Source organism: Cyclobacterium sp. L-R, assembly GCF_056859355.1.
Genome location: NZ_JBSXOH010000086.1, coordinates 16482 through 38313, shown reverse-complemented (window position 1 = coordinate 38313; position 21832 = coordinate 16482). Strand labels below are relative to the sequence as shown.

Below are 21832 nucleotides of genomic sequence, written 5' to 3'. Positions count from 1 at the left end.
CCTACCATTTTCTAATCCCTAACCTGTCCAAATGAAAAGCCGATAAGGTTTTTAACCGGTTCCATTTGGCAGCATGACTTTCGACTATTGTATAGTTTACTTCCGGATTGAATACCAACGCAGCATAAGAAAGGTTGGAAGGGGATAAAATAAGTTCATCACAGTTAGAAAGCGTAATGCAGTCAATTAAGGCCTCCTTCGCTAGTAATAATCCATCTTTTTGTCCCTCTTTATGATGGATGGGTTGAGATCCTACGGACCTAACACAGTCATTAGCCATGATTTTATCGGGAAATTTACCCTTTAATATTGCTAACATTTCACTGTCATCTGTGGCTACAAATAACCTGTCATAATCCGTTATTTTTTTTTCTATCTGACGAAAAAAAACTTTATCCTTGACTGGAGTGACTTCTTGAAAATGATCAGTTTTCCGAATATGAACTCCAAGGGTCTTTAGCTTAGCCATTCTAATTTTGACCTCATTTATATCCGCTCTTAGTTCTTTTCTAAACTTGATACCCGAAAGCATTAACTGATGTAAGTAACGGTAGTGATTTCTGTTCCAAATTCGTAAAGGGTAAACTTCATATTCCTTATTTGGAACAGGTACATCCTTTGATGTAAGTGGTGGCTGATCTACTAGCTTTTCCCAAAAATTGTTCGGTTCAATACTTACCTCACATTTAGAATAAGGGTAAGTAACATTCCCAAAATCAACATATAATGGCAGACCGTGTTCTTTGGCAAACCCTATTCCATAAACAGCTTGTAAAAACAAAGAAAAGAAACCACGAGTACATTTTCCTTTTGGATGATTTTCACAAAAAAATTCATTCTGGTAACAGGTTACAATATATTTTACATTTTTTTGCTTCAGAAGCTTTAACCTATCAAAAGATGGCAATGACCTTTTAGGCATACTATTAATTAGAGGGCTTGGTATATACTGTATCTAAAGCATGCCAGGCATTGGTTGGGACAAGTAAATGCTTATGGACATAAGGCTTAGCCCCAAAACTCTCTTTCCATCGAAAAAGGGACTTATTAATACTCAATCCGTTATTTTCATTTGAATGGCCAAAGTCCAACAACTTCCTTTGGTCTGAAAAATTTTCACTTAGGTATTTAATTAAAAAGTCGAGTGCATGTAACTTTCTTCCTTGCTGGTTACTCGCCAAATATTGGGTATGTAAACAATTAGATGTGAGGTATACTGTTGCTCCTGCAATAATATTTTTATCCTTGTAGACATTGAATTGTCGAATATTATGAGGAAAGCACTTCATTAAATAACCCATTTCCTCTTTAGTATGGGTTGGTTTCTTATTGTATCTATTGGCAAGGTTTGGCAAGAGCAATTCTTCCCAAAAAAGATCAGGTTCGCTTGACTCAATGATTTGCAACCCAACAAATTCAGCCTGTTTAATATTGGCTTTCCTACCTTTATGGGTAACCCTCAATGGTAAATTAATTGCCAAAGAGAGCTCCATCTGAATAATTTTAGCTTGGGCAAGGTGCATTATATAAGCTGTAGACTCCTCCTTAATCAGCTCGTAAATGGAAGGTGTTTCTTTTATTTCAAGGCTTTCTATTCCCAATGAATCATAGAACTTCAACAAAACTTTAAACTGTTCCAACTTCTGATTGATAGAACAAGGTATGTGAATTAGTCCGCCATAACTTAAGCCCTTATGCGAATAAACCACGCTACCTTCCTTATGGGCAGCAAACACTGCTTTCGGCAAACTGTTTTTGTATAATATTACTGAAAAATCTTGAAACTTTGCTGAAGGATGATAAGCCAAAAAATCTCTATCATGCATTAAGGTGGCATTCGTAGCCCCATGAAGCACCTTTTTCCAATCTCCACTTAGCTCTGGAGAATAAAGCCTTACCTCATAATTATCCGAAACCAAAGATCAATTGATATTTTGTGGCTTTAAACCGGGGCGCCAATGCGCTATCAAGGTTTCCTTTATAGGTTGAAATCCAATTTTTTTATAAAATTCCATGGCTCTTTTATTGGCCTTTTGTGTGGAAAGCCCTATTAGGTCAAAACCTAATGAATTAAGTTTCACAAAGACTTTATACATCAATTCCCTTCCTATTCCCCTTCCTTGTTCGCTACCTTTAACGGCAAAAAGATCAACATGCCCTCGACCACGCAGTAGCTTAAAAGTTATAAAGCCAACTAACTTACCCGATATTCTTGCGACAATTACACTATGATTTTGTTCTTTAATCGTTTCCCACCAGGTACTATACAATTTTTCATATTCCTGATTACCTAATAGCAAATCTTGCTTAAACCTTGACCATTGCCCGCTTGTGAAAACAAGCTCTCTCAAGTCTGTTTGGTCTGTTTGGGAAAGTTCTCCAGATATAATCATTTCTGAAATTTCAACTTCATTATGAAGCGTTGAATCTTTAATAAAATCCGATTTTATTATGTTTTTTACTAAATCAACCCGAGTACTGATTGGAGACCAGCCACCCAATTTGACCAAACCAGGCTTACCCATCACATATATTAAATCAAAATTTTTGGCTTGGTTATTTACCCTATCCAAATCAGGCAGACATCTTCCCAATTGAAGTTTACCTACTCTGTAACCAAATAAAGATGTGTCAAAAGGTAAGAATTTTATCATTTTAGGTTTTTTGATCTATAATATAGCGTGGACGTTTCTTTACTCCCTCAAAAGTTTTCCCAACATACAGTCCAACTATTCCTATGGTCGTGAGTAAACAGCCAAAAAGAATCCAAAGCGATACGATCATACTCGCATAACCAGGAACCTCAATAGCTCCTGAAAAATAACGGATCAATGTGATCAATGCAAACAAAAAACCAATAAAAGCTACCAATAAACCAAATTTTACAGTCAATCGTAGGGGTTTGTCAGAAAAGGCTAGCAAGGTATTAAGTCCTAAGCGAAATTTAGATTTGAAAAAATAATTGGATCTTTTGTTGGTTGAAATACCATGTTTTACGTTAAAAGTACTTTGATTAAAACCTACCCAATGAACCATTGTGGGGAAATACCAATTATTTTCCCTCATCTTTAAAATACTGTCTATTATTTTTCTATTGTAAACACCGAAATTCCCAATACTTGGATCCTGCTTGATTCCAGACATAAGGTAAAAAACTCTGTAATAAAGTGTTGATAAAATTTTACTCGCCCAACTATCTTTTCTCCCAGTTCTTCTAGCCAATACCGCCTCATAGCCATATCGCACTTTAGTTAACATCATCGGGATTTCTTCTGGAAGATCTTGTAGGTCAGCATCCATTACCACAACCCATTCTCCTTGAGCCATATCTAAACCTGCAAATATGGCATGATGTTGCCCAAAATTCCTACTAAAGCGTATTCCTTTAATAAACGATTCCTCCAAAGCTGCTTTTGCAATCAACTCCCAGCTACCATCAGTGCTACCATCGTCGACCAAAATCAATTCAACATCTGGGCTAATAGAAAACAAAACAGCCTTAAGTCTCTTAATCAATTCATATAATCCTACCTCAGATTGAAAAACAGGTACCACCACAGAAAGGTATTTATTTGTTTGACTCATTCTCGCTCTTTCTCGTAGACTACCAAACCCAAGATGCCCTCTTTGGGCTCCCTTTCTACAATATTTACTTTTAATTTCCTATTGATTTTCCCTTCCGTTGTCTGGATCAAAAAGTCTAAATAATCCAAATCAATAGAACTTGCAATTATAGTTAATTCAATGGTGCCTGTATCCTTTCCTTCAGCATAATCCCCTTGAATTATCGCTTTATTTACACAACCTAACCCCTGAACCACTTGCTCTATTAATGTATCAAACCCTAAATATTTACTTACAATACTTTTAAGTTCTAGGTAAAGTGGATGCACTTCATTGGCTTGGTAACTTTTGGTTTTTCCATCATTTTTCCAACTAAGTAATCCTGCATTGGAAAGGCGATTAAGTTCAACTCTGATTGAATTGGTAGATTCACCAAATTCTTCTGCCAAACCTCTTAAATATCCACGATTATCAGAATTAGAAAAAAATTTCACCAATAATTTAATCCGTGTTTTGGAAGTAATTAGAGCGTCTAGCAAATCAAAAATTTAAAAAAGGAAAAGATCAACATGGTACAAAATACACATAAATAGAAGCAAAAAACAAAATCACTACTACTTACCGAAGGTCTATCATTGTGCTCTCATAGCTTCGCCACGTAACACACATACTGGGAGTAACAAAATTACTCGATAGTCACAAATTCACAAGTTTTATTTAAAATTTTATTGGAGGTCAGCTCATTTTGTCCACTTATTTACAATTGGCTTGCGCATTTACACGCAAAAACAATACAGGTAAAAATTACGAATCATTGAAAAATACGAATGTACCTTCTATCTTTAGGGCTAATCTTTTTAAATAAATCGAACACAATAACCTTATGGAAAAAATCAAAGTAGCGGTTGTAGGAACAGGATTTATAGGCCCTGCCCATATTGAAGCCCTAAGAAGAAACCCGAATATTGAAGTAGCTACCCTTTGTGAAGTCAGTGAAGAACTTGCAAAAGAAAAGGCGGCTCAACTAGGTATAGAAAAAGCCATGCTTTTCGAGGATATGCTAAAAGATCAGGAAATCAAAGTGGTCCATATTTGCACCCCAAATTTCCTGCATTATAGCCAATCAAAAGCCGCTTTGGAAGCTGGTAAGCATGTAGTATGTGAAAAGCCACTTGCTACCAAAATTGAAGATGCTGAGGAATTAGTAGCTATTGCTAAAAAAACAGGTTTGGTCAATGCTGTCCATTTTAACCTGAGGTATTACCCTATGGTTAGACAAATGAAAACCATGAGGGAAAGCGGCGAACTTGGGGACGTCTATTCTATTATGGGTTCCTATTTACAAGATTGGTTGTTTTTACAAACTGATTACAATTGGAGATTAGAACCAGATAAATCCGGAGACTCTAGGGCTATAGCTGATATCGGTTCTCATCTATTGGATTTAACTGAATATGTTACAGGTTTAAAGGTTACCGAGGTAATGGCTGACTTTTCAACAGTACATAAAACCAGGTTGAAACCGCTTAAGCCAATAGAGACCTATAGTGGAAAAAGTCTAGATGAATCCGATTATGCTGAGGTTCCGATCAATACTGAAGACCATGCTACGGTAATGTTAAGGTTTGACAATGGAAACAAAGGTTCTGTAACTGTCAGTCAAGTAAATGCAGGCAGAAAAAACAGGTTAAATATTGAAATTGCAGGATCAAAGGCAAACTTTGAATGGTGCAGCGAAAAACCAAACGAATTATGGATTGGGAAAAGAGAAACTGCTAACCAACAACTGATGAAGGATCCATCATTATTTAGCCCTGAAGCTGCAAAACTTATAGGTTTTCCAGGAGGTCATAATGAGGGTTTCCCCGATACTTCTAAGCAAATGTTTAAGGAGGTGTATGCTGCCGTTAAGGAAGGTAAACAACCTGACAACCCTACTTTCCCTACCTTTGCTGACGGGCATAGGGAATTGTTAATTTGTGAACGAATTATCGAAAGTCACAAAAAACAAGCTTGGGTGAAAATTTAATGGTGCAATAAACAAATTTCGGTTTTGTCCGTTCATTTAGTTATTCGATTAGTCATAACCTAAATCACAACCAAAAAATGAAATCATCAACTATGAAAATGTTTGGCCTATCTGCCTTGCTGATGCTCTCAGTAGTTTTTATGTCCACTGCTCAGAAAAGAGCAAGTCCTGCAAAAACAGCTGAAGGCACCATAAATGGGGCTAAAATCACTGTTAATTATAGTAGTCCAGCAGTTAAAGGACGTACTATTTTTGGTGGACTTATTCCATTGGGAGAGGTTTGGAGAGCAGGAGCTAATGAAGCCACTATCTTTGAAACCAGTAAAGATATTGAAATAGAAGGTAAAAAATTACCTGCTGGTAAATACAGCTTCTTTATCATCCCAGGAGAAAATTCAAGTACTTTTATTTTCAACAAGCAAACGGGACAATGGGGAACCAAATACGATGAAAGCAAGGATGCTTTAAGAGTATCTGTAAGTTCCAATCAAACCAGTAGCCTAACAGAACATCTAACTTATAATGTTCTAGATGATGGCCTGGAGGTAAAATGGGAATATGGACGCGCTAAAGCTTCTATTAAATAATTGTATCGAAAGGGCTATTTTTAAGAGAATAGCCCTTTTTTTTGCTTTTTTTATCATAATTACCTAGCAATTTTTTCGCCATTACTAATCCCCTCTGCCACTCATTGAATTACCTTTCCAGACCCCATTGTTTTATTTACCTTTGTAAAAAAGCAATTACACTTGAAACCCTTACCACAACTTCCCATTTTAGAGGTAATCCCTCAATTAAAAAAACAGCTCCGTCTAAACCCTATACTCTTATTACACGCTCCTCCGGGTGCTGGTAAAAGTACTATTGCACCATTAGAGTTAATGGATGAGCCTTGGCTGGAGGGCAAAAAAATAATAATGCTTGAACCTAGGAAACTAGCGGCTATCAGTATTGCTCAGCGTATGGCCCAGCTACTAGGAGAACCTGTTGGGGAAAGAATAGGATACAGGGTAAGGTTCGATACCTGTGTAGGAAAGCAAACCCGAATTGAGGTAATCACTGAGGGGATCTTAACCAGAATGATGCAGCAAGACAATGCGCTTGAAGAAGTAGGCTTAATCATTTTTGATGAATTTCACGAACGTAGTATCCACACAGATCTTGGACTGGCCTTTTCCAGAGAAATCCAACAAGTTCTAAGGCCAGACCTTAAGTTATTGATAATGTCAGCTACCCTCGATAGCAAAGACCTCTCAAAGAATTTACAAGCCCCAATGGTTGAAAGTATGGGCAAAGCATTTCCAGTGAGTATTAAATACGGAGAAGGAAATGATTTATTTACCTTACCTGAAAGCATTAGCCTTACAATCAAAAAAGCCATTGCTGACCACGATGGAGATTTGCTGGTATTCCTACCAGGACAGAAAGAAATAAACAAAACTGCCGAAATATTAAGCCTTAGATTTCCCCAATTGGCCATTTACAAACTATATGGACAATTGGCCTTTAGCCAGCAACGAGCCGCACTATCCCCTCATCCTGAAGGTAAGAGAAAAGTGGTTTTGGCTACAGCTATTGCTGAAACCAGCCTTACTATTGAAGGTATAAAGATCGTAGTGGATGGTGGTTTTATGCGTACGAGTAAATTTAATCCCAGCACCGGATTAAACCGACTCGTCACAATCCCTGTTACACAAGATACCGCTACCCAAAGAGCAGGAAGAGCTGGGAGAGTAAGCGCAGGAGTCTGTTTCAGGCTTTGGTCAGAAGGAAGTCAGGAAAGATTGCTTTCCTTCAGACAACCTGCGATTTTAGAAACTGATCTTACCTCTTTGGCTTTGGAACTTTATAAATGGGGCATCAATGATCCATTAAAATTAAGCTGGGTAACTCCTCCCCCACAAGGAAATTGGGCACAGGCCATAAGTACTTTGGAACATCTGGGGGCAATAGCAAAAGGTAGAATAACAACACATGGTAATGCTTTGCACGCTTTTCCATGTCATCCTAGAATTGCTCATTTACTTGTCTGTAGTCAGGAATTAGAGCTAGAAGGCTTGGCAACTGACCTAGCTGCTGTATTAGAGGAAAAAGACCCCCTACCTCAGGGAGAAAGTTTGGATATTAACCTTAGAATTGAAGGACTTCGCAGGTTTAGGTCCCATTCTTCAAGTAATTTTAATTTTAAAAAAATTGAACAAGTAGCGAAAGCCTATAGACAAATTCTTCACAAAAAAGTTGAGAATACCCCCATAGACCCTTATGCTACTGGTATGCTAATTGCACAGGCATTTTCAGAAAGAATCGCTTCCGCCAAAACCGGAAATCAAGTTCAATTTCAATTGGCAAATGGGAAAATTGCAGACATGGACAGAAAAGATGACCTTGCCCATGAGCCTTGGATTGCAATAGCCCAAATGGATGAAAGGGCAGGTGTAGGCAAAATATTTATGGCCGCGCCTCTAAACCCCAAAGATCTTAATTCAATGGTAAAATCCTCACAAAGGGTCTTTTGGAACGAGGAAGAAGCCACAATCCAAGCCATTGAAGAGTGGAAAATTGGCCAAATCGTGCTACAAAAAAAACACCTTCAAAATCCTGACAAGGAGCTGCTCTTACAAACCCTACTGAATATGATCGCCCAATCAGGGGAAAAATGGCTCCCCTTTGATGAGAATTTTAAACGATTGCAGCATAGAGTCATGAGTCTTCGGGCCTGGAATGGTCCTGAAACATTACCCGATTTCAGTACTTCCGAGTTACTTAAAACTGCTAATGATTGGCTATCACCCTACTTAACCGACATTAAATCCGGGCAAGATTTAAAAAAGCTTCCATTGGTTAATATTCTAAAAAACAGTTTTTCTTATTCACAACAGGAGGAAATAAATCGACTGGCTCCAGAAAAAATAGTATTGCCAAGTGGTTCATCCATACCTATCCAATACAGTAAAGATGGTGAACCTCCTATTTTGGCAGCACGGCTTCAGGAGCTTTTTGGATGGGCTCAAACCCCCAAAGTCAATAATGGAAATATACCTTTGTTAATTCATTTATTGTCTCCCGGCTATAAACCTGTACAAGTAACACAAGATTTAAAAAGTTTCTGGGACAATACCTACCATGAAGTCAGGAAAGAACTAAAACGAAGATACCCCAAGCACCACTGGCCTGATAATCCTTGGGAAGCAGAGGCGGTAAAGGGGGTAAAACGGAAACAAAAATAACACAATAAACTATTAATCAATAATTTAAATCAACGCCTGATAAACTAAAGTACAAACCTTTATACCCACAACCATACAACAATAAAAAAGCAGTATTAACTCTATTAGCCATTTGATAATAATATAATAATCATCAAACTTGAAGTTATATATTGTTTTAACTAGATTTACAAAATTATTTCCAATAAACCATCCACAATGAAACACATTTTCTTTTCCTTCTTTTTATTCCTAATAATAAACGCTTCTATTGCTCAGGAATACAAGGTTTACAAAGCCCCTACTTTTAGGGAACAATGGAGCAAACCCAGTTACTACCCTGACAGGGTAGTATTAAATTTCGGTGCAGATCCTGCCTCTGAGGCTAATGTAACCTGGAGAACAGATACTTCTATTTCCAAAAGCTATGCTGAAATTGCCATCGCCGACGGCGCACCAAAATTCTGGAGAAATGGCAAGACAATTGAGGCAAAAACCGAAGTGTTGGATGGTTTGATAGTAGAAGATGCCAAGGTCAAAGCCAACTACCATTCTGTCCAATTTAAAAACCTAAAACCAGACACCATGTATGGCTACCGGGTTGGAGATGGTGAATCATGGACCGAATGGATACAGTTCACTACTGCTTCTAGAGACGATGACAAGCCTTTTTCTTTCCTATATGTAGGAGATGCACAAAACTATGTTCTTGAGTTATGGGCCAGGTTAATACGAGAAGGATACAGAAAGGCACCCGATGCAAAATTCATCATCCATGCAGGTGACCTGATCAATCGAGCCCATAGAGAACAGGATTGGCATGAATGGTTTACAGCAGGAGGCTTTATCCATAGTATGGTCCCTTCCATGGTTACACCAGGCAACCACGAGTACCGTAACATTCCTGAAATATATGGAGAAGATTCGGAAAGAAGGCTTTCCTTACAATGGCGCCCTCAATTTACACTTCCTGAAAATGGACCCAAAGGACTAGGTCTCGAAGAAACTGTTTATTACATGGATTACCAAGACGCGCGGATCATCTCTCTTAATAGCAATGTTAAGCAAAAGGAACAAATACCTTGGTTAGAAAAAGTACTTTCAGAAAACACAAAAAAATGGACCATTGTAACCTATCACCATCCCTTGTTTTCTGCCTCAGCAGGCAGGGACAATGATGAATTAAGAAAAGCATGGAAGCCAATTTTTGACAAATATAAAGTTGATTTGGCACTACAAGGACATGACCACAGCTACGCGAGGGGTCGTGTTTCACCAGAAGACAATGTCATGGATGGAATGAATGCCAGAGATAAAACAGGAACTGTTTATGTAGTTTCGGTTAGTGGTGGAAAAATGTATGGTGTGAGTGAAAAAGGATGGGATGGCTTAGGTGCAGAAAGGGATCGCAAAGCTGAAAACACCCAATTATTTCAGGTGATTAGAGTAGATGGGGATAAGCTAAGTTTTGAGTCCTATACAGCTATAGGTGAATTATATGATGCTTTCGATTTGGTAAAACAAGAAAACGGAATCAATGAATTCATCGAAAGAAAAGCTGAAGCAGGAGACGAAAGAAGATTCTCAAACACCATTCCTTATGAAGACCCATTGCCGGAAAATCTTCAAACAATCTTGCTCTCAAAATATCCTGGTAATGAAATTACAAGGGTTAATGCCTCCAATACGGATACAGGTCTATTGATTTTCAGTGTTCGCTTGGAAAAAAATGGAGAAAGAACTATGGTTACCATTGATGAAAAAGGTAATATATTGGAATAGAATTACCAGAATTGGGTAATTAATCAATTAAAGAAATAGGGCCACAACCTGAATAATATCAGAAAGTGGCCCCTTTTTAACCCGGATTATGTAATATAATTTCTCCGTCCTGACAATAGTCAGGGGTGAAGCCTGTCCCGTGTTTACGGGAAGTGTTGCAATCGCAAGAAAATCAGACTGTTTGGATATTTTAGCATAGCACCGCTTTGGTGAAATTGAAAACAGCAACGAAGTGACTGATTTTAAAGCGATTTCAGCACGTAATAGATTGTCTATTGCATATTTCGGGTTTAACCTAAGCTGTCAAATTCCGTTTAACTAACTGATATGAAAACTCCACAGCAAGAATTTCTTGAAAGTACTATTCAGCTATTCCGCTATTATAAAAGTCAGGGCGAAAAAGCTTTGGAACAAATTCCTGATGAGAAACTTTTCTGGCAATTTAATGAGGACTGCAACAGTGCGGCTACTATAGTCAAACATTTGTCCGGAAATATGCTTTCAAGGTGGACTGGGTTTTTAACTTCAGATGGAGAAAAACCTTGGAGAGACCGCGAAGGGGAATTTAGAAATGACTTTAAATCCAGAACAGAAATAATGAAGGCCTGGAAAATTGGTTGGGATACCCTATTCGATGCCTTGGATCATTGTACCGAAGATGATTTCAACAAACAGGTATATATCAGAAATCAATCCCATTGCTTGATAGAAGCTGTTAATCGTCAACTTGCACATTATTCTTCACATATTGGCCAATTGATCTATCTGGCAAAAATGTTGCATACTGGTGCTTGGAGAAGCCTCAGTATTCCCAAAGGTGAATCCATATCATTCAACAAAGAAAAATTTGCTCAACCAAAAAATGATGTGAAGTTTTCTGATGAATTTATAAAAAGAGATAATAAATAAAACATGCCTATGAATAAAGAATACATAGACCAACAATATGAATCTCTCGCCAGAAAGGAGTTAAAAATCTGGTTAGATAAACAGCACCAAAGCCCTTCGATAATTAGCAGAATAACTAGCGGCACGCAAAGGTCTATAAATAATATCATACCTGATAAAATTCATCAAGCGGTAACATTTGCCATCGAAAAAATGGTAAAAGGAGTATTGATTGGCAATAAATTTATCTCCACTAAGCCTTACCTCTACGGACAACTTAGGCATAGGGAATTAAAAGCCCGAAAAAGTATAAAGGCTTACACTAGAACAGCATCTGTCGAAGGAGCTGTCACCGGAGCGGGTGGTATATTAATGGGTTTTGCAGACTTACCGGCTTTCTTGGCGATAAAAATGAAAATGCTCTTCCAGATTGCTGCTGCCTTCGGTCATGAAACCAAGGAATTTAAAGAGCGGTTATTTATTCTCTATGTATTTAAGCTTACTTTTTCAACCCAAAAAACCAGAAATGAAACCATAAACATTATAGAAAACTGGGACACTTATTCCCAAACCCTGCCAGACAATCTAGATGGTTTTGATTGGAGACAATTTCAATTGGAATACAGAGATTTTATGGACTTGGCAAAATTGGCGCAAATGATCCCAATAATAGGCGCAGGAATTGGTGCGGTGGCCAATTACAAACTAAGTCTATTGCTTGGAAAAAACGCCATTCAAGCATACCGACTGAGACATCTTCAAAAGAATAAGGAATTGACTTGAGCCTCTATTATTTAAGGTAAATTCGCTTCCCTTTCTTTGCACTTTCCTTCGCAGCATCCAGGATCTCCACAACCACAAGATTGTTTTCCAAAGAAGACAAATCATCGGCTTCAACTTTTATTTTCCCCCTAACAACAGCCGCCAAATAGGAAAAAGGATCGTTATAAGGGTTTTCCCTGGGACTTAGATTTTCAGCTTTCTCTTGCTTTTGCCCTTCTTTTCTGCTTAGCAATAAGGTATTATTTTTGGCAAGCAAATACCCTGTTTTACCATATACCTCCATGTCTTTTCTGCTAAAAGGCCAATTCCATGATGCCTGAATCACTCCCTGTGTATTGGGATACTCCAGCAAGATGGTAGCCTCATCATCCACTTTTGGATATATATCAGGTTTGATTTGCTTAAGCTCCGCAGTAACAGAAATGGGTTTTTGACCATCCATTAACCAAGTCATCAGGTTGGCGCCATAACAACCAAAATCAATAACTGCTCCGCCTCCATTTAACACAGGATCGGTCAACCAATCCAAAAACTCCTGATTGACCCCGATTTCCATAGGCCCTTCATGACCATCATTCACAATGACCCTCCTCACCGGCCCAATTACATTATCCTTTAGTTGCTTTTTAACTTCATGATTACTGGCATACCAGGTAGTTTCATAGTTGGTCAGCAGATGAATTTGATGTTTCCTGGCCAGATCAGCCATCTTTTTTGCATGTTCCATACTGACAGCCAAGGGCTTCTCAACCATCACATGTATGCCTCGAGGGGCACAGGCCTCCACCACTTCTAAATGTTGGTAAATGGAGCCAAAAGCCGTAACAGCTTCGGGCTTTACAGCCGAAAAGAGAGATTCCATATCTGGATAAAGCAGCTCCTCACTTAAATTATGACGGGACATCAAGCGATTGGCCAAAGCATTGTCAGGTTCCACAATACCTACAATCTCAACATCACCTTTAGCCTCCCTGCCCAGTATCCAGTTAACATGCGAATGAGTAAGCCCAACTACGGCGATTTTTACTGGAGATTGACCAAATAATAATGGAACGGGGAACATTAATACAAGTGTAAAAAATACAACTAGTGATTTTCTCATGGTTATTTCTTTTTAATAGAATCAATTAAATTATGAAAATATCCTTCTTGATTACCGCGTCTTTTATTCCTTGCTTTTTGTCTTCTCTTCTTGTTTTGTTTATTCCCTTTTACAAGAACTGACCTTGCTGAAATACCAACCTGCCCATGGTACCATGGCTGTCTGCCAACGATATTTATATTTGGCTTATAATCCACTGAGAAATTGATCCCAAGTAAGGTGAGTTCAAGTCCTGCAAGTAAATCCACCCCTACGGTTCCGTTGCCATACGTTTGTATGATCTGCATGCTTTCAGGTATTTTTTGACGGCTTTCTTCTATTCCAAAAGAAACACCCGCACCGTAGTAGTAATTTAATCTTTTCGTCACCAATGGGCGATGCCTTTCTAATATGGCATGGGCAGTGGTATTGTAAACAAAGTCACTTTGAAGAATCCCTTCCACCGTAAGCCCCTTTTTGATACGCTGCTGTAAAGTAAATCCCAGCATACGACCCTGATTACTATTGCCCAGCCTAAGACCAGCACTCGTGCCATAACTCTGCCCTGAGACCATGGGAACCTGGACAATAAGTAACATTATCGTTAAAATAACTATAAAATTGTTTTTCTGCATTACAATAAATTAAATATCAGGTATATACACCAAAAAGCCAGCCAAATCCTCACATAATTCATCAAAATGTTTCAATCCGCTTATTTTGTAAAGGCTAAATCTCTGATTCCCCTCTACCTGAAAGCTTTAACCCGGATTATGTAATAGGATTTCTCCGCCCTGACAATGTCAGGGGTGAAGCCTGTCCCGTGTTTACGGGAAGTGTTGCAATCGCAAGAAAATCAGACTGTTTGGAGATTTTAGCATAGCACCGCTATGGTAAAATTGAAAACAGCAACGAAGTGGCTGATTTTAAAGCGATTTCAGCACGTAATAGAATGTCTATTGCATATTTCGGGTTTAACCATAAGCCTAATCTACCCCAATGAGGATGCGCTAGATTAAAGCATTGTATAGATTAAAAACAACTTCTACAATATCCTCCAGTATATTTATTACTAAAACAAGAATTATATCGATGTGTTGTGATATTGTATCAATAAATAATTAAATTTAAGTTTAACAATAAAGTCTGAGTTATGAAATCAATCCTATTAATGATCTGCTTTACCATTACTACTGGACTTATGTCTCAGGAATTGGAAGGTGCATGGATTTTAACCCATCAAAATGGAGAAGCGATTACTGACAAAGAATTTATAAAAATTTACCAGGATGGTTACTTTTCCTTTGGAGCCAAAGAATTAAAAGGAGATAAATTTCTTTATGCCGGTGGAGGGGAATACACATTGGAAGGAAATGTTTACGATGAACACTTGGACTTTTTGACTCTTGATCCTGAACAAATTGGAACCACCAATCGATACACATTGGATTTTGCGAATGACAGGCTGATTATTTCTACAAAAATAAAAGGAGAAGACCTTATTGAAATATGGAAGAGGGTCTCGCAAGAAACTGATGATCTTACAAGAAACTGGGTAATTACCGGAAGAAAAAGAGGGGATGAACTTTCAGAAATGATTCCAGGAGCCAGAAGAACAGTGAAAATCTTAAGTGGGGGCAGATTTCAATGGATTGCCTTCAATTCTGAAACAAAAGCCTTTAGTGGTACAGGAGGAGGTGAATATGAAGCAAAGGATGGGAAATACACTGAGAAAATCACCTTCTTTTCAAAAGATGACAGTCGCGTGGGTGCAAATCTTGAATTTGATTATAAAGTCATTGACGGAAAATGGCACCATTCAGGTTTAAGCTCAAAAGGCGATCCAATCTACGAAATCTGGTCTCCATACGAGGAAGCTTATAATTCCAAGAAAAAATAATTTGACCCAACTTTCCCTTTGGAAAAGCTAGTATTTAACCTGGATGTGGCAATACTTTCTTCAGAGGGGAATACCTAAGCAAAGTAAATCGAGGCATTTGAATACATAGGCCTAGTAAGGCAGTAGAGAAAAGTAAACTAAACCCTACCCTTTTAGGCCCATTCTATTTCGTGCTCGTATTTTCAAGCCAGGCAAAGGGAAGGGTTCCATCTGACCATTTTTCAAAATACCGTGTATGATCTGTGCCGAAAATCATTGAGCCCAGCAAAATATCAAGGTCTCCATCACCATCCATATCTCCTGCATCCATGGCCATCCATCTCCCATCGGTACTTCCGGCAAAGGTTTGGGCCTCAAAATTCATTTCTCCCTTATTTTCTAAATAAACAAAACTCTCCTCTGGACTTTTTTCATAGTCTGGGAAAAAGCTTATTGCAGCGATATCTATGTCTCCATCTTGATCAAAATCTGATGGAATAGCCTTGTAAGCCCCATTAAGGGGATAAAAAAAGGATTCTTTAAAATGGTTGCTACCATCATTCATAAATATCCTAATGCCATGATAAGGCTTACTGATAGGATCATAATCTGCATTGTCCCCGGCAGTATAAATAATATCATCGAAACCGTCCTCATTAAAATCAAACAGTTCAAAATAGCTTGATCCATAGGTAGGAGGGAACCTCAATACAGGCTCTTCTGCAAATTTACCATTTCCCTGGTTGTGATAAATAAAAATACCCTCATCTCCTTGTCCAAAAAGCGCAACGATGTCCTTTTTACCATTTTTATTTAGGTCACGGATATAGGCGTTGGTTGCCCCGGGTTTGTTTCTTAACACAAATTTCTGAAGGTTTCCTGAAGGACCTTGTTTCCACCATCCAAGGCTTCCTGTATTTTTCCCATATTCAGCGATGACCATGTCTTCCAATCCATCCCCATCAAGGTCTCCCATGTCCATATGTACAGGTCTTTGTAAGTCTTTGGCCATGATTTTTGTTACCTGACCAGGAGTATTGGGCAGGCGCATGACAAATCCAAGGTCCATATCTGTTGGGTTAAATGTGCCTATAACCAGCGCATAAGAATATTCCTTACCTTGATGTACCCATACCGTACCTTCAGGACTAGAGGCTGTTTTCTGAACCTTAAACTTATTGTCCATAATCGAAAAAGTAGACCTTCCTGCATCACTGATGTACCATTGGTTAGGCCCAATTATCCTAACCATCAAGTGCATGGGGTTCTTTGTTTTACTAGCAGGCTTATGCAGCTTAAAATAATCCAGGTTTTTTTTAATTTCCTTAATAGGAGAATTGGGAAGTTGCTCAGGTGCCTGTTCCAGGTAAAAGGCTTTAATTTTATTGAAAATCAAAGTATCTATGGTAGGGCTTTTTGGAAAAACATTTGCACGCTCTACAATTACTCCTGCCCGACCACCTTCTAATAGTCCTGGCCTGGTTGTGTCCGAGTCATAAATACCAAAAAAATGACCCATTCTAGGAAGTATGGTTTCCCATGTCTTTTTATCCAGCTGATTCGGTTCGGGATACAAATGGCAGCCCGCACAATAAGTCTTGGCCAAAACATTTGCCGGCTTATCTAATGGGTTTTGTAACACCTCTTTTTTCTGCTCAATTTTGGGAGAGGCTTTGTCCTTGTTTTGATTTTGATGGTCGCTCCTATTACAGGCCTGTCCTAACACGATAAAACTAAAAACAAGGATGTAACGCACTATAGACATGAACATTCAGGGGTTTGAATATTAATAATATTGATTAGCCAAAGATAACCAAGCCCTAACAATATAGAATCATTTAGGACAGATAATGAAGAAGGATTGCCCAATTCCATCAAGAAGTTAGCTAATAAGCTAAGCTTGTGCCCTAGGACTTTCTCTAAGATGACCTTTATTTGGTCAGACAGCTATCAAATGCCACTATAAAAAATCAGCATTACCATTCATTCCATTCTAAAACGGAACTCAAGTTAATAGCATTACAATTTGATTTTTTGCGGATAGAAATTGGTTTCAAACCAAGTATTACCTGATGAATAATCACGTTTTTACGTGTCTTGGTTTTCTAAACCCAAGGAACATAAAGCGCTTAGTAGTTCTATCCGCTAATTCTTAACCCATCTTCCTGCTCATATTTGGTTCGGAAAAAAGACAATTCCGAATCGCCGTTTGCAGGGAGTCATTGTTAAATGGCTTTGTCAAAACATTGTCCATCAAAAGGGTCTGTGATTTGGCAACCTCAGAAAGGTCAGCCGTAACAGCAATAATGGGGATCTTTTTGTAAAATTCACCACAAACTCCTCCACGAATTGCTTTGGCTGTTTGATAACCATTTAAAACTGGCATCTGTAAATCCATAATGATAAGGTCGAAATAGGCTTGCTGTAATTTCTCGAGTGCCTGCTCTCCATCAACGGCCATTTCTACAAATGTATTATGCCATTTTTTAAACATTGATCCCATTACCATTCTAATTATGGGATCATCGTCTACAATTAAAAATTGTTTACCTTCCAGGCTTGTACCCCGGATGCTAGTATCGCTGTTGTTCATTTTAAAAAAGTAAGCTTTAGGCTTAAAAACAATATAATATTAAAAATATAATATCAAAATACCTAGAAAATACTTTAAGAAGCAAAATTTTAGCAATAAAATTCAATTTTCAGATTATGATTGTTTTATAATTTGATAAATTCATCATAATACCAAAATATAAGACAATTTTATCCCTTAAAGCTTAATTTCTCTAACTTGAAATGAAGGCAATATTTTATTTATATTTAATAGGGATTTCCTGAAAATCAAGCTGTAAATGTAAAGTTACCCAAGGCTAAATGAAACCCTTTATGAATCTGGCAACCATAAATTGTGAACAAATTCCTTCCCCAATTTGGAGCCCAGGCACATGCTCTAAGCTTCATAGCAAGGAAGTTCACTTATGGCGAATAAGACTTAACCTCCCTCTAGTCGAACTGTCACATTTAGAAAAAAAACTGACAGCTAAAGAAAAAATGAAGGCATCAAAGTATTTACATGAAAGGGATAGAAATAGTTTTATTATTGGACAGGCCTGCACAAAAATGCTAGTTGCACAATATTTAAATATTGAGGCCTCTCAGGTTATTTTCCAAATTGGCATGAATGGTAAACCCTATATTCCCATTCATCATAAGCTACATTTCAACCTTAGCCATTCTGGAGAATGGGTTTTTATTGCATTTGGTTCTCAGGAATTAGGGATTGATTTGGAGAAAATAGCAGGAAATTTCATTACTGACTCCCTATTGGAACAATGTTTTCACAGCAATGAACTTAAAGTAATTAAGGAGTCCTATGACCCAATTGCCGAATTCTATAAATTTTGGACAAGAAAAGAAGCTTTTTTAAAAGCAACAGGCATAGGCATAGTCGAAACCCTAAACCAATTCACTTGCTTAGACCAGTACCAAGAATTTATGTTCCCCTCCCTTTCCAACAAAACCAATTGGCAGCTCAGAAGCTTTTTTATGGATCAATCCTATGCAGTGAGTATTTGTACTTCTCCCCTTCCCAATAGGGTGCGCTTTTTTGACTATGAATCAGAGATCGATCTAACCTAAGACTACTATTTATAAGCGATTAGGCCAAACATTGTAACACACATTAATAAAACTCGAAATTTTACTAAAACAAGCATGCTCAAGACATATTTTACGTATTTTTCGTAGATTTACGATTTTTACGTAGATAAACTAATTTTTATTTACTACATTTAAATTATGGAAGCATTAACGAACAACGAGGAACAGGTGATGCAAATCATTTGGGAACTGAAAAAAGCACTTGTCAGAGATGTTTTGAATCAATTCCCTGAACCGAAACCTCCTTATACGACCCTAGCCTCAGTGATCAAGCAACTGGAGAACAAAGGCTACCTGGACCATAAGACCTATGGCAATACCCATGAGTATTTTCCAATAATAAGTAAAAAGGCTTATCAGCACAGCAGCTTTAACCTTCTAGTGAAAAACTACTTTGAAGGTTCTGCCAAAAATGTTTTGTCATTTATGGTAAAAGAGGACAAACTATCGGATAAAGATATTCAGGACTTAGAAAAAATGGTAGAGAACCTTAAAAAGAAATCATCATGACAAACCTTATCAATTACTTGTGGGAAGGCAGCATATGTTTAACATTACTTTGGGTATTTTACAAAGTTTGCCTCGAAAGAAACACCTTTTTTGCATGGAATAGGACATTTCTACTCTGCTCACTGCTTGTAGCTTTGGTTTTTCCTGCATTAAACTTTGCGGGAATCAATGGTATAAATTTGCCCAATGAAACCATTTCTATACAATTGCCAACATTTGAATTGAATAGTTCAAATCAGTTTCAAAACTCCTTTAAAGCCTTTTCAATAAGCAATTTGATAGTTGGTGTTTACTTTATAGGAGTAATATTGGTCCTTGGCCAATTTCTTTTAGGCTTGGTTTCTATAATGGTTCAAACCAAAAAAGCCAAAACTACTTATAAAGGAAAATACCTCCTTTTAGAGCACCCTACTTTTGAGCCCTCTTCATTTTTCCACTTTATCTTCTTACCTGAAGGCGCACTTCAGTCCCAACAGAATGTCGATTGGGTCATTGCCCATGAGACCACACATGCAGACTACAAGCATAGCTGGGACAGGTTGTTGCTACAGGTAGTAAAAGTAGTTTTCTGGTTTTACCCTATATATAGCAAGTATGAAAAGGCCCTGGAGGTATTGCATGAATACCAGGTGGATGAAAAGATGACAAAGTCCTATCCTTTAGAAGAATACGCAAGGCTTTTACTCAACCTTACAAAGACAAAAAATACAGGTTTACTAGTACATTATTTCAATCAATTTCAAATCAAAAAAAGACTTACAATGATGACACAACCCAAATCAAAATGGACCGCACGAAGTATATATGCTTTGGCATTACCAGTATTTATATGCCTGTTTGCCTTGGTTTCATGCGAGCAAAAGGATGAAATAATAGAAGTAGCAATGACAGCAAATGAAGCAAATACCAAGAATTTGCTTCCAAATGAAATATTTGATATTGTTGAGGTTATGCCTGTTCCTCCACAGGGTATGGAAGGCTGGAACAATTATTTAAGCCAAAACCTTAAATACCCCCAGTCCGCTAGAGATAAAAAAATAGAAGGAACGGTTTACTTGGAGTTCATAGTCAACGAAGAAGGAAGAATATTAAATCCATCCGTAATTAAAAGTATCGATCCAGACTTGGATGCGGAAGCTCTTAGGGTAATTAAAAATTCACCCGATTGGACTCCCGGAATCCAAAGAGGACATAATGTAAATGTGAAATTGAAACTTCCTATAAGGTTTAAACTGGAGTAAAACAGAATTGCTAAGGTGAATTCTCCTGGCCAAAGGCAGTAAACGCCATTGGCCAGGTTTTTTATCCTGACCAACAGGCTTTAAACCCGGATTATGTAATAGAATTTCTCCGCCCTGACAATGGTCAGGGGTGATAGCCTGTCCCGTGTTTACGGGAAGTGTTGCAATCGCAAGAAAATCAGACTGTTTGGAGATTTTAGCATAGCACTGCTATGGTGAAATTGAAAACAGCAACGAAGTGGCTGATTTTAAAGCGATTTCAGCACGTAATAGAATGTCTATTGCATATTTCGGGTTTAAAGCTTACTAATCAATAAATTCACCCACTGCATTAACCACATCAAGAGAACGTAATCGGTGACCCAATCCAGTAGTGGTCATGAGCTCAGCTTGTGGCCAGTGTTGATGAAGAAGACGGGCATTACTAAAATCAGTTAATGCGTCTTTTTGGTCATGTACAATAAGACCAGGAATGGATAAACTCTTTGCCAAATAAGGAAGACTAACCTTTTCTAGATCCTCCTCAGCAACATTTTGAAATTCCTCAGTTATGCTTTTTACTGTAGCAGGTTTCAATTTCAATGATTTTTTATAAAACCCAATAAATTCAGTAGCACTACCGGGAGTTGACAAAGCAATAACCTTATTGATAGTTGGTAATTGGTGTTTCGCTTGGGCATAAAAAAAAGAAAAACTTCCAATAGAATGGGATACTATCGCATGAACAGAACCATATTCATTCAATAACTTATTTATAAGCGATGCATGATCGGGAACAGTAAAATGCTTGCCTTCACTCTGCCCATGCGCTGGTGCATCAAAGGCCAATAAAGTATATTCAGGTTTTTTAGAAAGTAATTCAATATATTGTTGCCATCTATAGGAAAAGCTTTGCCATCCATGAATAAATAAAATTTTCTTTGGCCCATTCCCCCATCGATAGTGACGGATTAATTTCCCTTTGAACATAATATCTGATTCTTCCCCAGTACGAAGAAACTTGTATTGAGACTTCGTGATCTTGCGACGTGAGGGTGAACAAAAAAACTTAAAGCCTAATTTACCACTTAGAGATGGCGCAACACTATTCATGGTATTCAGGAAAAATCCCAAACCCCGATAGTAAAATCTTCCGGTCATTTATAAATAAAGGTTAGCTGTTTGTAGGGTGGGTTAAAAATTATTCCTATTACCCGTTACGTAAATGTA

Annotated in this window: 20 protein-coding genes; 10 read left to right on the top strand and 10 right to left on the bottom strand. The window is 37.9% G+C overall.

Annotation, left to right across the window (positions count from 1 at the left end; all coding sequences use genetic code 11):
- Nucleotide 1 precedes the first annotated feature (1 nt).
- Genes AC13EX_RS17310 through AC13EX_RS17290 form a run of 5 tightly spaced genes read right to left on the bottom strand, consistent with a single transcriptional unit; the run spans nt 2 to nt 4058 of the window.
- Entirely contained in the window at nt 2-922 is a 921-nt protein-coding gene (locus AC13EX_RS17310; protein ID WP_482893667.1) for an O-fucosyltransferase family protein, read from the bottom strand.
- A gap of 4 nt (nt 923-926) precedes the next feature.
- Nucleotides 927-1919, bottom strand: coding sequence for a hypothetical protein (locus AC13EX_RS17305; RefSeq protein WP_482893666.1), 993 nt, complete (start codon nt 1917-1919; stop codon nt 927-929).
- A gap of 3 nt (nt 1920-1922) precedes the next feature.
- A complete protein-coding gene (locus AC13EX_RS17300) occupies nt 1923-2654 on the bottom strand; it encodes a GNAT family N-acetyltransferase (protein ID WP_482893665.1) in 732 nt (243 codons plus the stop codon).
- Nucleotide 2655: 1 nt separating this feature from the next.
- The gene (locus AC13EX_RS17295) at nt 2656-3585 is read right to left on the bottom strand and encodes a glycosyltransferase family 2 protein (RefSeq protein ID WP_482893664.1); all 930 of its coding nucleotides are present in this window, start codon (nt 3583-3585) and stop codon (nt 2656-2658) included.
- The gene (locus AC13EX_RS17290) at nt 3582-4058 is read right to left on the bottom strand and encodes an ArsR family transcriptional regulator (RefSeq protein ID WP_482893663.1); all 477 of its coding nucleotides are present in this window, start codon (nt 4056-4058) and stop codon (nt 3582-3584) included. The genes AC13EX_RS17295 and AC13EX_RS17290 overlap by 4 nt, the downstream gene beginning before the upstream one ends.
- Before the next feature lie 389 nt (nt 4059-4447).
- On the opposite strand from AC13EX_RS17290, the gene AC13EX_RS17285 reads away from it, so the two are divergent.
- From AC13EX_RS17285 to AC13EX_RS17260, 6 genes are all read left to right on the top strand, one after another.
- Nucleotides 4448-5593, top strand: a complete 1146-nt coding sequence (locus AC13EX_RS17285; RefSeq protein ID WP_048643159.1) for a Gfo/Idh/MocA family protein — start codon at nt 4448-4450, stop codon at nt 5591-5593.
- A 77-nt stretch (nt 5594-5670) separates the two neighbouring features.
- On the top strand, nt 5671-6180 hold the full coding sequence (locus tag AC13EX_RS17280) for a DUF2911 domain-containing protein (protein ID WP_482893662.1): 510 nt from the start codon (nt 5671-5673) through the stop codon (nt 6178-6180).
- Nucleotides 6181-6342: 162 nt separating this feature from the next.
- Nucleotides 6343-8820 (top strand): ATP-dependent helicase HrpB, encoded by a 2478-nt coding sequence (gene hrpB, locus AC13EX_RS17275; RefSeq protein WP_482893661.1) that lies wholly within the window; start codon nt 6343-6345, stop codon nt 8818-8820.
- A gap of 198 nt (nt 8821-9018) precedes the next feature.
- A complete protein-coding gene (locus AC13EX_RS17270) occupies nt 9019-10581 on the top strand; it encodes a purple acid phosphatase family protein (RefSeq protein ID WP_482893660.1) in 1563 nt (520 codons plus the stop codon).
- 327 nt (nt 10582-10908) lie between these two features.
- A complete protein-coding gene (locus AC13EX_RS17265; RefSeq protein ID WP_482893659.1) occupies nt 10909-11490 on the top strand; it encodes a DUF1572 family protein in 582 nt (193 codons plus the stop codon).
- Between the two features lie 9 nt (nt 11491-11499).
- Nucleotides 11500-12252, top strand: coding sequence for an EcsC family protein (locus tag AC13EX_RS17260; protein WP_482893658.1), 753 nt, complete (start codon nt 11500-11502; stop codon nt 12250-12252).
- A 7-nt stretch (nt 12253-12259) separates the two neighbouring features.
- Here AC13EX_RS17260 and AC13EX_RS17255 read toward each other — a convergent pair whose 3' ends face one another.
- Both AC13EX_RS17255 and AC13EX_RS17250 read right to left on the bottom strand, forming a co-directional pair.
- Complete coding sequence (locus AC13EX_RS17255) at nt 12260-13354, bottom strand: Gfo/Idh/MocA family protein (RefSeq protein WP_048641271.1); 1095 nt, start codon at nt 13352-13354, stop codon at nt 12260-12262.
- Nucleotides 13355-13356: 2 nt separating this feature from the next.
- Nucleotides 13357-13968: a hypothetical protein gene (locus AC13EX_RS17250; protein WP_482893657.1), complete on the bottom strand. Its 612-nt coding sequence runs from the start codon at nt 13966-13968 to the stop codon at nt 13357-13359.
- A 518-nt stretch (nt 13969-14486) separates the two neighbouring features.
- Here AC13EX_RS17250 and AC13EX_RS17245 point away from each other — a divergent pair.
- Nucleotides 14487-15233, top strand: a complete 747-nt coding sequence (locus tag AC13EX_RS17245; RefSeq protein WP_339718097.1) for a hypothetical protein — start codon at nt 14487-14489, stop codon at nt 15231-15233.
- Nucleotides 15234-15396: 163 nt separating this feature from the next.
- On the opposite strand, the gene AC13EX_RS17240 is transcribed toward AC13EX_RS17245, so the two are convergent.
- Together AC13EX_RS17240 and AC13EX_RS17235 are read right to left on the bottom strand one after the other, a co-directional pair.
- Nucleotides 15397-16977 (bottom strand): FG-GAP repeat domain-containing protein, encoded by a 1581-nt coding sequence (locus AC13EX_RS17240; protein WP_339718096.1) that lies wholly within the window; start codon nt 16975-16977, stop codon nt 15397-15399.
- Between the two features lie 387 nt (nt 16978-17364).
- Nucleotides 17365-17805 carry a response regulator gene (locus AC13EX_RS17235; protein ID WP_339718095.1) on the bottom strand — a complete coding sequence of 147 codons (441 nt, stop codon included), beginning with the start codon at nt 17803-17805 and terminating at the stop codon, nt 17365-17367.
- 281 nt (nt 17806-18086) lie between these two features.
- Here AC13EX_RS17235 and AC13EX_RS17230 point away from each other — a divergent pair, with 281 nt between their 5' ends.
- From AC13EX_RS17230 to AC13EX_RS17220, 3 genes are all read left to right on the top strand, one after another.
- Nucleotides 18087-18851, top strand: a complete 765-nt coding sequence (locus AC13EX_RS17230; RefSeq protein WP_423779120.1) for a 4'-phosphopantetheinyl transferase family protein — start codon at nt 18087-18089, stop codon at nt 18849-18851.
- Between the two features lie 159 nt (nt 18852-19010).
- Nucleotides 19011-19382 (top strand): BlaI/MecI/CopY family transcriptional regulator, encoded by a 372-nt coding sequence (locus tag AC13EX_RS17225; RefSeq protein WP_048641276.1) that lies wholly within the window; start codon nt 19011-19013, stop codon nt 19380-19382.
- Nucleotides 19379-20623, top strand: a complete 1245-nt coding sequence (locus tag AC13EX_RS17220) for a TonB family protein (protein WP_482893656.1) — start codon at nt 19379-19381, stop codon at nt 20621-20623. Before AC13EX_RS17225 ends, AC13EX_RS17220 begins: the two co-directional genes overlap by 4 nt.
- Nucleotides 20624-20929: 306 nt before the next feature.
- Here the strand turns inward: AC13EX_RS17220 and AC13EX_RS17215 are convergent, their stop codons facing one another.
- Nucleotides 20930-21763, bottom strand: a complete 834-nt coding sequence (locus AC13EX_RS17215; RefSeq protein WP_048641278.1) for an alpha/beta fold hydrolase — start codon at nt 21761-21763, stop codon at nt 20930-20932.
- Nucleotides 21764-21832: the final 69 nt, after the last annotated feature.

What these genes read in the sequence shown, in the direction of transcription:
- AC13EX_RS17310 (WP_482893667.1), bottom strand. Translation starts at nt 922, where the DNA reads ATGCCTAAAAGGTCATTGCCATCTTTTGATAGGTTAAAGCTTCTGAAG.
- AC13EX_RS17300 (WP_482893665.1), bottom strand. Translation starts at nt 2,654, where the DNA reads ATGATAAAATTCTTACCTTTTGACACATCTTTATTTGGTTACAGAGTA.
- AC13EX_RS17295 (WP_482893664.1), bottom strand. Translation starts at nt 3,585, where the DNA reads ATGAGTCAAACAAATAAATACCTTTCTGTGGTGGTACCTGTTTTTCAA.
- AC13EX_RS17285 (WP_048643159.1), top strand. Translation starts at nt 4,448, where the DNA reads ATGGAAAAAATCAAAGTAGCGGTTGTAGGAACAGGATTTATAGGCCCT.
- AC13EX_RS17280 (WP_482893662.1), top strand. Translation starts at nt 5,671, where the DNA reads ATGAAATCATCAACTATGAAAATGTTTGGCCTATCTGCCTTGCTGATG.
- AC13EX_RS17270 (WP_482893660.1), top strand. Translation starts at nt 9,019, where the DNA reads ATGAAACACATTTTCTTTTCCTTCTTTTTATTCCTAATAATAAACGCT.
- AC13EX_RS17265 (WP_482893659.1), top strand. Translation starts at nt 10,909, where the DNA reads ATGAAAACTCCACAGCAAGAATTTCTTGAAAGTACTATTCAGCTATTC.
- AC13EX_RS17260 (WP_482893658.1), top strand. Translation starts at nt 11,500, where the DNA reads ATGAATAAAGAATACATAGACCAACAATATGAATCTCTCGCCAGAAAG.
- AC13EX_RS17255 (WP_048641271.1), bottom strand. Translation starts at nt 13,354, where the DNA reads ATGAGAAAATCACTAGTTGTATTTTTTACACTTGTATTAATGTTCCCC.
- AC13EX_RS17250 (WP_482893657.1), bottom strand. Translation starts at nt 13,968, where the DNA reads ATGCAGAAAAACAATTTTATAGTTATTTTAACGATAATGTTACTTATT.
- AC13EX_RS17245 (WP_339718097.1), top strand. Translation starts at nt 14,487, where the DNA reads ATGAAATCAATCCTATTAATGATCTGCTTTACCATTACTACTGGACTT.
- AC13EX_RS17240 (WP_339718096.1), bottom strand. Translation starts at nt 16,977, where the DNA reads ATGTCTATAGTGCGTTACATCCTTGTTTTTAGTTTTATCGTGTTAGGA.
- AC13EX_RS17235 (WP_339718095.1), bottom strand. Translation starts at nt 17,805, where the DNA reads ATGAACAACAGCGATACTAGCATCCGGGGTACAAGCCTGGAAGGTAAA.
- AC13EX_RS17230 (WP_423779120.1), top strand. Translation starts at nt 18,087, where the DNA reads ATGAAACCCTTTATGAATCTGGCAACCATAAATTGTGAACAAATTCCT.
- AC13EX_RS17225 (WP_048641276.1), top strand. Translation starts at nt 19,011, where the DNA reads ATGGAAGCATTAACGAACAACGAGGAACAGGTGATGCAAATCATTTGG.
- AC13EX_RS17220 (WP_482893656.1), top strand. Translation starts at nt 19,379, where the DNA reads ATGACAAACCTTATCAATTACTTGTGGGAAGGCAGCATATGTTTAACA.
- AC13EX_RS17215 (WP_048641278.1), bottom strand. Translation starts at nt 21,763, where the DNA reads ATGACCGGAAGATTTTACTATCGGGGTTTGGGATTTTTCCTGAATACC.